The organism is Bradyrhizobium sp. Leo114, from assembly GCF_055229415.2.
Genome location: NZ_JBUYEN020000110.1, coordinates 1 through 7,194, shown reverse-complemented (window position 1 = coordinate 7,194; position 7,194 = coordinate 1). Strand labels below are relative to the sequence as shown.

Sequence of the window (7,194 nt, the reverse complement as noted above, 5' to 3'; positions counted from 1 at the left end):
GACGAGCTGTCCAAATGGACGTCCTTTTTGCCGTCCAATCCCATCCCAAACCTCCGTTCAATCCGGACGCTTCTTCGCACATCTAATCTAACCCCGAACCCTGGGTATCGGCTTAGCGCTTACAGTTGATAGCGGCGCGAGTTTTGTTTCGCTGCCGCTCCCATGCTGCGACCTCGCTTCTAAGGCGTCGATCCGGCGGCCGAGACACTGCCCTTGGAGCACGCCGATCTCGATCTCGACCATATTGAGCCAACTGGCGTGTTTCGGGGTGTAGCGGAACTCGAGGCGGCGCAGGATGCGGCGGGCCTCGGCGGGCGCAAGGCTTGGTAGAGGGCGCCGGGGGCATGGATCGACAGATTGTCTTGCACGAACCGGATGCAGGCGGCCTTGGGGTAATGGAAATCGACGAGTTCGCGCATGCAGTGAGCATAATCCACGGCGGTGCGCCGTTCGGTGACTTTGACCTTGCGCCAGACCCGATGCGGATTGAAGGCGACGAAGAGATTGACGGTGCCGTTGCGGTGGTACTCGTAATCGTAACGCTCGCGCTTTCCCGGCTCGGGTAGAATCGGCTGGCGCACTTCGCCGATGAGCTGAACGGCGGTTTCGTCGAAGCAGACCAGCGGCCGCTCGAGATCAGGCACTTCAGCGTAGAGATCGAGCACATCTTCCATGCGGGCGACGTATTCGCCATCGACATGGGGAATGCACTACATGTCCCTGCGCCACGGCTTGAGGTCATTATCGGCCAGTCGGCGGCGCACGGTCTCGCCTGACAGGCTGTCATGATCGGTGAGCTTGACCATCACGTCCGCCAGCAGCGCCAGCGTCCAGCGCCTTCGGCCGGCGGGCGGCTTGGCGCATGCGGTCGCCACCAGCAGGGCTTCCTCCTTGCCGGTCAGCTTGCGCTCCGCACCGGGACGCGGCTCCTCACTCAAGACCCGATCGAGATTGCTTTCCACGAAGCGGCGTTTGGTCCGATAGACGGTGGAGGCGCTTATCTGACGGTCCGGGCAATCTCCTCGTCGCGGCTGCCGATGTCGGCCGCCAGCAAAATCTGAGCCCGCTTGAGTTTGCGAGCGGCATGCTTGCCGCCGCTCAGCATCGCCGTCAGTTCCTCTCGCTCGCCTTGGCTCAATTCGATCCGGTACCGTACATTTATCATTCGCCTCCCTATTGGAGGCTCCGGACGAATCGATCCATGAGTCAAAAATCAGGCGTACGCCCTACCAAGAAGCAGGGCCATGATCTGGCTTTCATCTATACCTACTCGCACGTGCTCGGACGGCCATGCATCGCGTTTCGGCATTGCGAAGCCTCGGTGTGCACGTGGCAGCGGTTTCACGCGAGCTCCAGGAACGCCTCGTCCCCATGGCCGAGGGACTCGCCGATCCCACAAACCGCGCCTTGGCCTTGCGGAGCGTCGGGGCAGCCGTGGCGGAGCTTCCCCGCGAGCTCCAGCGGCGTCTGGCTGTCCTCGCCGAGAGTCTTCCTCAGCCTGCGGATCGGGCTCGGGCCTTTGCAGCATTGGGCTCGTAGGAGGTACGGGACGATTTGCAGGTCTGCCTCAACGGCCTCTGTCAAACGGCGCGACTGCTTCCAGTCAAGCCTCTGCCGCCAAAATCGAGTCGATCTTAGTCGGCCAGCACTCCAAACATAAAATGGCCTGCGTCTCACCTGCCAAGCACGCCGCGAAACCCTTGCCAATTACGGCATGTCATGCCGATCAGCCGTATGTGTGAGTGACCTCCGAAAATCGCACTGGTCCCTGCTCATTCAAACCGGCCATTGGACGCTGAGCATGTTGTTCCGGAAAGGCATAACCTCATCAGCTGGCTCCATATCGAAATTGTATTGGCTCCTGGTCGACCGTGAGTACATGGAGAAGTGGATACTACTCCCTTGAGCGGCTGCCTGCCTTTCTCCTAGGAAGTAGGTTCCGACAAATACGATGTCCTGGAGACGTAGGCCCAGTGAAAACTACTGTTGTGGTTCGGTAAGTCGGGGTGATGGTGAATGGTGTGTTCTGCCGAGCGCTTCAACGCGGCTGAGCCAGGTGACCCAGTCCCACAGCGGTCAAACTTAACGGAGGGAGTTAGATGCAACTAGCGACAAGGGCTGCGATGTCGTGCATCACACCACGTGGCCGTTCAATTCCGGTGGCGGCCCCGGTGCCGACGTGTGTGCGTACCGGGGATATCGCTTGGTTCTCGCAACTGATCGAAGAGGCGAATCTAGACGCCTGCGAGGGCTCCGATCGCGCACCTGATTGCAAGGATTTCGACAATGATCCGCATGATCTGGCCGAAAGCGAAAGCGCCACGTCTTCTCCCTTGATTGTCGGTTCGATCATCGGCGCCATGCCGGGCCCTATACGGCGTCGGCGAGCGCCCGAAGAGCTTTCGCGATCGGTCGAACTCGCTGAGTTGACCAGGAGGATTACCGAGCACACTTTGGTCAGCCAAGATTGTGCCGGCAATACCGAGGTGCAGATCATGCTGAACCGCGAATTGTTCGGCAATGCGCGTGTAATCGTCAGTTTCCAGCATGATACCCTAAGGGTTTGCATCGAATCCGAGCGGCTTTGGCCTATCCTGCAGGTACATGGTCATCCATTTGCGCGCGATTTGTCCGATCGACTTGAAATGCGCATCGTGATGGTCGTTTTCGCCTGCAGCTCAATATTGGACGAACAAGGCAGCAACCGGCGATCTCGCACATTTGAGACACTACTCTACTACAAAGTTGAGAAGGGCGCGTGATCGATCTGCCCTGCTATGGCCCACGTGAGGCTGCCGCCGTTTCGCGTCTTGCTACACGTCTGCCGGTCCTCTTCAATATCGCTGGCATCGACGTGGAAGCTGTCATGCCAGGCTCGACACCTCCGCGCCTTCCAGCGGATTACTGCCGGGCCGTGATGCGCCCAAGCGGCCACGGGATTCGCGTCGCAGTTGACTCGACGCTCCTTCCGCCGGCGGCTGTGCAACATTGGCCGGAAATTACCGCATTGCCTCCGGGTGACGGCCTGCGAGAAATCCTGTTCGACATTGTCTTCCGAGATCTCGCGATCCAGGTGGAACAATGGTGTGGGCATCGGCCGATCTGGTCTTCGGCCGAGAGCACTGAAGCGTTTCCCTACGCATTTGAGATTCTTCGCTTGGAGCGTCCGGGCGATATCCTCGGGCTGGTCGAATTCGATGGCGGTGGACTGCAATGGATGGCCGACTGCTGCTCTACGCTTCCCGTCGTGTACGCCGTGCTCGATGATCTGCCCGTTTCTCTCGATCTGCTGGTCGCACCCATCAGCCTTATCTTGACGGATCTGCATCAACTCGCTTCAGGTGACGTCGTCCTGCTGGATACCACCCCCGTCGACCATGACGGCGTCATGACTGTTCTTCTATGTCTCTCTGGCGGTCCTTCCTTTCGAGCTTCGATCTTCGATGGCCGCCTTGCCATCCTTTCAACTGCGGACTGTATGATGGATAGACCGGATCCACTCCCGCCGGAAACCTTCGACAGCATTGATCTTCCTGTTGATGTGGATGCTGGACGCCTGACCATGCCGCTCAGGCAGCTTCGCGAATTGGCTGTCGGCCAAGTGCTGGATCTTGGTTTTGATGCCACTACCAATATCAGCTTGCGCGTCAATGGCCAGGTCGTCGCAACCGGTGAACTGGTGCGCATCGCCGAGCGAACAGGTGTGCGCGTGCTCGACCTGCGATTAGCACGAGCAGAACGATGATGGCGCTGCCTGATCCCGCGACGCTGATCGTCCTAATCGCCTGCGTCGCGATCGCCCCCTTCGTTGCGATTACCGTCACCTCTTACGTGAAGCTCGTCGTCGTCTTTGGGCTCATTCGCAATGCTCTCGGCGTTCAGAACATTCCGCCGAACATGGCGCTGAATGCGATCGCCATCCTGCTCTCGGTCTACATCATGCAGCCAGTGGCTAAAGGTGCGTATGAAGCAGTGCGCGACAAACCAATCGCATCCCAAGATATCCGCGAATTAGGGACAACGATAACGCTAGCTGCTGAGCCAGTTCGCAACTTTCTCCTGAAGAACACGTCGCAACGGGAACGGCAATTCTTCGTCAATGCGGCTCGGGGATTGTGGAGCAAGGAGGACGCCGCCGCCATAAGTGGCAGCGAATTTATGATTTTGATTCCGACCTTCATGACATCCGAACTGGAAGACGCGTTCAAAATCGGCTTCTTATTGTTTTTGCCGTTTATCGTCATTGATCTCGTCGTTTCGAACATCCTTCTGGCAATGGGCATGATGATGGTCTCACCAATGACCATATCCTTGCCATTCAAGCTGTTCTTGTTCGTTGCCGTGAACGGGTGGCAGCGCCTAATTCATGGCCTCATCTTCTCCTACGCGGGAGCAGCAACATGAATACCGCCACACTCACCAACATTGCCATTGGCGCTCTCAAACTGACACTTGTCCTGTCGATGCCCACAGTCCTCGTCGCTACGGGCGTCGGACTGATCGTCAGTGTTATGCAAGCTCTGACCCAAGTTCAGGAGCAGACACTCTCTTTCGCCGTGAAGCTGATATGCGTGAGCCTGATACTGGCCGCCACCGCGAATTGGTTTGGTGAACTTAGCCGCTATACGGTGAACATCTTCGACCAGATCGCCGGGATGTAAGTCTGAGGCCCAAGGGACTTGCTAAATTTGCCTCTCTTCGCCCGGCGGCACGCAACAAGAGCGACCGCCGCCAGCTTCCTGGGCAGCGCTAGAGTAGTCCATTCCATGTCACCACTTGATCCAGCTCACCTGCGTACTTTCCTTGTTGTCCTTGCGCTTGCGATGGCACGGGTGACAGGGATGGTGCTTGTCATGCCCTTTCTGGGACGTGGTATGGTGACGGCGCCGGCGCGCAACGGCGTGATCATGGCATTGGCGCTCCCGGCAATGGGGTTTGCTTGGGCAACGATGCCTGCGGATCTCGACATTACACGTCTGGTGCCGATCCTGGGCTTGGGGCTCAAGGAACTCTTGCTCGGGTGCCTCCTGGGCATGCCAGTTGCCGCGACTATGTGGGGTGTGGAAACCGCGGGCACGTTCATTGACCACCAGAGGGGGGCCACGATGACAAGCCTCTTGAGCCCGGCAAGCCTCAATCTGGACTCGCCGCTTGGGACCTTCCTAGCTCAGCTTTACGCTACATGGCTGTTCGTCAGCGGCGGCTTTTCCAAACTATTAGAAGCGCTCTATCGCTCCCATGACCTCTGGCCGCTGTGGAGCTTTCATCCTGCATTTGGTCCGGCCTTCGTCACCGGTATGTTAGATCTTGCAGACCTCGTGATGCTGCTGACATTGCTTCTCGCCGGTCCAGCCATCGTTGCGATGTTTCTCAGCGAGTTGGGCTTGGCACTGGTCAGCCGGTTCGCGCCGCAACTGGAGGTCTTCTTTCTCGCTATGTCGGTCAAGAGCGCAGTTGCCCTTCTGCTGCTGATTCTATCGCTCACGATTGTTTTGGCCAATGCCGACAAGCATATGCCGTCGCCTGTCGCGATCGTCAATCGCATCGCCAGGTGACTGTCGTGACCGGTAGAAAGACCGAAAAGCCGACCCCCACGAGGCTGCGGGACTTGCGCAAGAAGGGACAGGTTCCGCACAGTAAGGAGGTCGTGTCGGCGGCGGTGACCCTTGGGTTCTTCGCGCTGTTCTTCGCCTCTTTGCCTGGCCTAGTAGACCGACTTAAGGCAACGATCCTTTTGCCCGTATCATTTCTTGAAGAGGACTTCCTAATTGTCAGCCGACAGCTACTCGAGTTTTATTTCGGTGAAGTACAAAGTATGGTCGCACCTTTCCTCGGCATCGTCCTGGTCATCGGCGTGGGCGCTAACCTGCTGCAGAACGGGGCGATTTTCTCCCCCGAGGCTGTCACGCCGTCGCTGAAAAAGCTGAACCCCGGTGAGAACGTCAGAAGGATAGTCTCGCTGCAGAATCTCGTCGATCTGGGTAAGGCGATCGTGAAGGTGCTGATACTCGGCCTCGTCATAATGCTTGTGCTGCGCCAAGGTGTGCATGCGCTTGTGTGGACGCCGAGCTGTGGCATATCGTGCCTAAGTGCCGTGACGGGTAACCTGCTGCTCGGGATCGCTAGTTATGTGGGGGCGAGCTACCTTGTGGTGGCGATTGCGGACTTTGCGTTCCAGCGATGGCAGTTCACGAACAAGAATTTGATGTCGCTGGACGAAGTGAAACGAGAAGCTAAGGAAAATGAGGGCGACCCTCTGATCAAAGACCGACGCCGGCGCCTCCATTCGCAATTGTTAGCCAAGGACGCGATTGAGCAGTCGCGTAGAGCGACCGTGTTGATCACCAATCCCACACATATTGCAGTGGCGATCTACTACGATCGGCAGCGCACCCCCCTGCCCATGATCGATGCCATAGGTACCGATCTCTTGGCGCAGCAAATGATTGATGCCGCGGCCGCTGCGGGGGTGCCGGTGATGCGAAACATTCCGCTGGCGCGCGCGCTCCTGAAGGACGGCCTGGTGGATGAGTATATTCCATCGCACCTGATTGTACCTCTCGCGACGGTTCTGCGGGCGCTCGGAAAACTGGCGACTGAGACCGGTTATCGGTCCTGACTTCAGCTTGATGGTTGCTCGCAGTTTTCAACAGCCCGAAACATGCCGCCGGTGCGAAGGATCTGCGGTTCCTGTAGCGGCCATAGGCAAGAGATATTGCTTCATAACGAACATCTATTTGTTCTCGAGATAGTGCGCGTCTATCTTCATGTACGTGGGAGAGGAAATGGGCGCTGCCAAACGCGACGGTCCCATCGGCCTCGACGTCTTGCCGCCAAGATGCACGTCGACGCGAGTGGTCTCTCTTGGAGACCCGTTCGTCCCCTACTTATCAGCTTAAGCCGGAATAATCGATGCTCTTCGCGGTCGCTTGGGCATTTATTGGCCATAGTAGCTGTGACGGTGACGAGATGCTTGCGAAGCCGGGAATGTCCCGATCGGTGTTGAACTAGTACCCGGAATCAGAGCTGAGTGATACGGTGGCCTTTGAACCGGCGTTGACGGACCTTTTTCTTGGTCCAGACGAAGGGCTCGGCTTTGTCGTTGTAAGCGTTGACGTAGGCATCGATGTGGTCCTGAAGCTGCTTGAGGCTTGTGAAGGAAGTGCCGCTGAGCGACTGCCCCTGCAAGATCGA

At 57.8% G+C, this 7,194-nt stretch carries 6 protein-coding genes and 2 pseudogenes; 6 read left to right on the top strand and 2 right to left on the bottom strand.

The features are described from left to right. Positions 1 to 124: 124 nt before the first annotated feature. A pseudogene (locus ACZIRK_RS44150) lies at positions 125 to 1,162 on the bottom strand (IS630 family transposase); the annotation flags it as partial. 937 nt (positions 1,163 to 2,099) lie between these two features. Here ACZIRK_RS44150 and ACZIRK_RS44145 point away from each other — a divergent pair. The 6 genes from ACZIRK_RS44145 (at position 2,100) to ACZIRK_RS44120 (ending at position 6,619) form a co-directional block, all read left to right on the top strand. Further along, positions 2,100 to 2,762 (top strand): hypothetical protein, encoded by a 663-nt coding sequence (locus ACZIRK_RS44145; RefSeq protein ID WP_130231510.1) that lies wholly within the window; start codon positions 2,100 to 2,102, stop codon positions 2,760 to 2,762. After that, positions 2,759 to 3,745, top strand: a complete 987-nt coding sequence (locus tag ACZIRK_RS44140; RefSeq protein WP_130231512.1) for a FliM/FliN family flagellar motor switch protein — start codon at positions 2,759 to 2,761, stop codon at positions 3,743 to 3,745. The genes ACZIRK_RS44145 and ACZIRK_RS44140 overlap by 4 nt, the downstream gene beginning before the upstream one ends. Then, the gene (gene sctR, locus ACZIRK_RS44135; RefSeq protein ID WP_207231186.1) at positions 3,742 to 4,404 is read left to right on the top strand and encodes a type III secretion system export apparatus subunit SctR; all 663 of its coding nucleotides are present in this window, start codon (positions 3,742 to 3,744) and stop codon (positions 4,402 to 4,404) included. The genes ACZIRK_RS44140 and sctR overlap by 4 nt, the downstream gene beginning before the upstream one ends. After that, the gene (gene sctS / locus ACZIRK_RS44130; protein ID WP_130231514.1) at positions 4,401 to 4,661 is read left to right on the top strand and encodes a type III secretion system export apparatus subunit SctS; all 261 of its coding nucleotides are present in this window, start codon (positions 4,401 to 4,403) and stop codon (positions 4,659 to 4,661) included. Before sctR ends, sctS begins: the two co-directional genes overlap by 4 nt. A 105-nt stretch (positions 4,662 to 4,766) precedes the next feature. After that, positions 4,767 to 5,555, top strand: a complete 789-nt coding sequence (sctT, locus tag ACZIRK_RS44125; RefSeq protein ID WP_130231516.1) for a type III secretion system export apparatus subunit SctT — start codon at positions 4,767 to 4,769, stop codon at positions 5,553 to 5,555. A gap of 5 nt (positions 5,556 to 5,560) precedes the next feature. Then, positions 5,561 to 6,619 (top strand): EscU/YscU/HrcU family type III secretion system export apparatus switch protein, encoded by a 1,059-nt coding sequence (locus tag ACZIRK_RS44120; RefSeq protein ID WP_283813352.1) that lies wholly within the window; start codon positions 5,561 to 5,563, stop codon positions 6,617 to 6,619. Between the two features lie 401 nt (positions 6,620 to 7,020). Here ACZIRK_RS44120 and ACZIRK_RS44115 read toward each other — a convergent pair. Next, positions 7,021 to 7,194 (bottom strand): annotated as a pseudogene (locus ACZIRK_RS44115) (IS630 family transposase); the annotation flags it as partial.

Excerpts from the sequence above, each read along its gene's own strand:
- sctT (WP_130231516.1), top strand. The coding sequence starts at position 4,767 with ATGTCACCACTTGATCCAGCTCACCTGCGTACTTTCCTTGTTGTCCTT.
- sctR (WP_207231186.1), top strand. The coding sequence starts at position 3,742 with ATGATGGCGCTGCCTGATCCCGCGACGCTGATCGTCCTAATCGCCTGC.
- ACZIRK_RS44145 (WP_130231510.1), top strand. The coding sequence starts at position 2,100 with ATGCAACTAGCGACAAGGGCTGCGATGTCGTGCATCACACCACGTGGC.
- sctS (WP_130231514.1), top strand. The coding sequence starts at position 4,401 with ATGAATACCGCCACACTCACCAACATTGCCATTGGCGCTCTCAAACTG.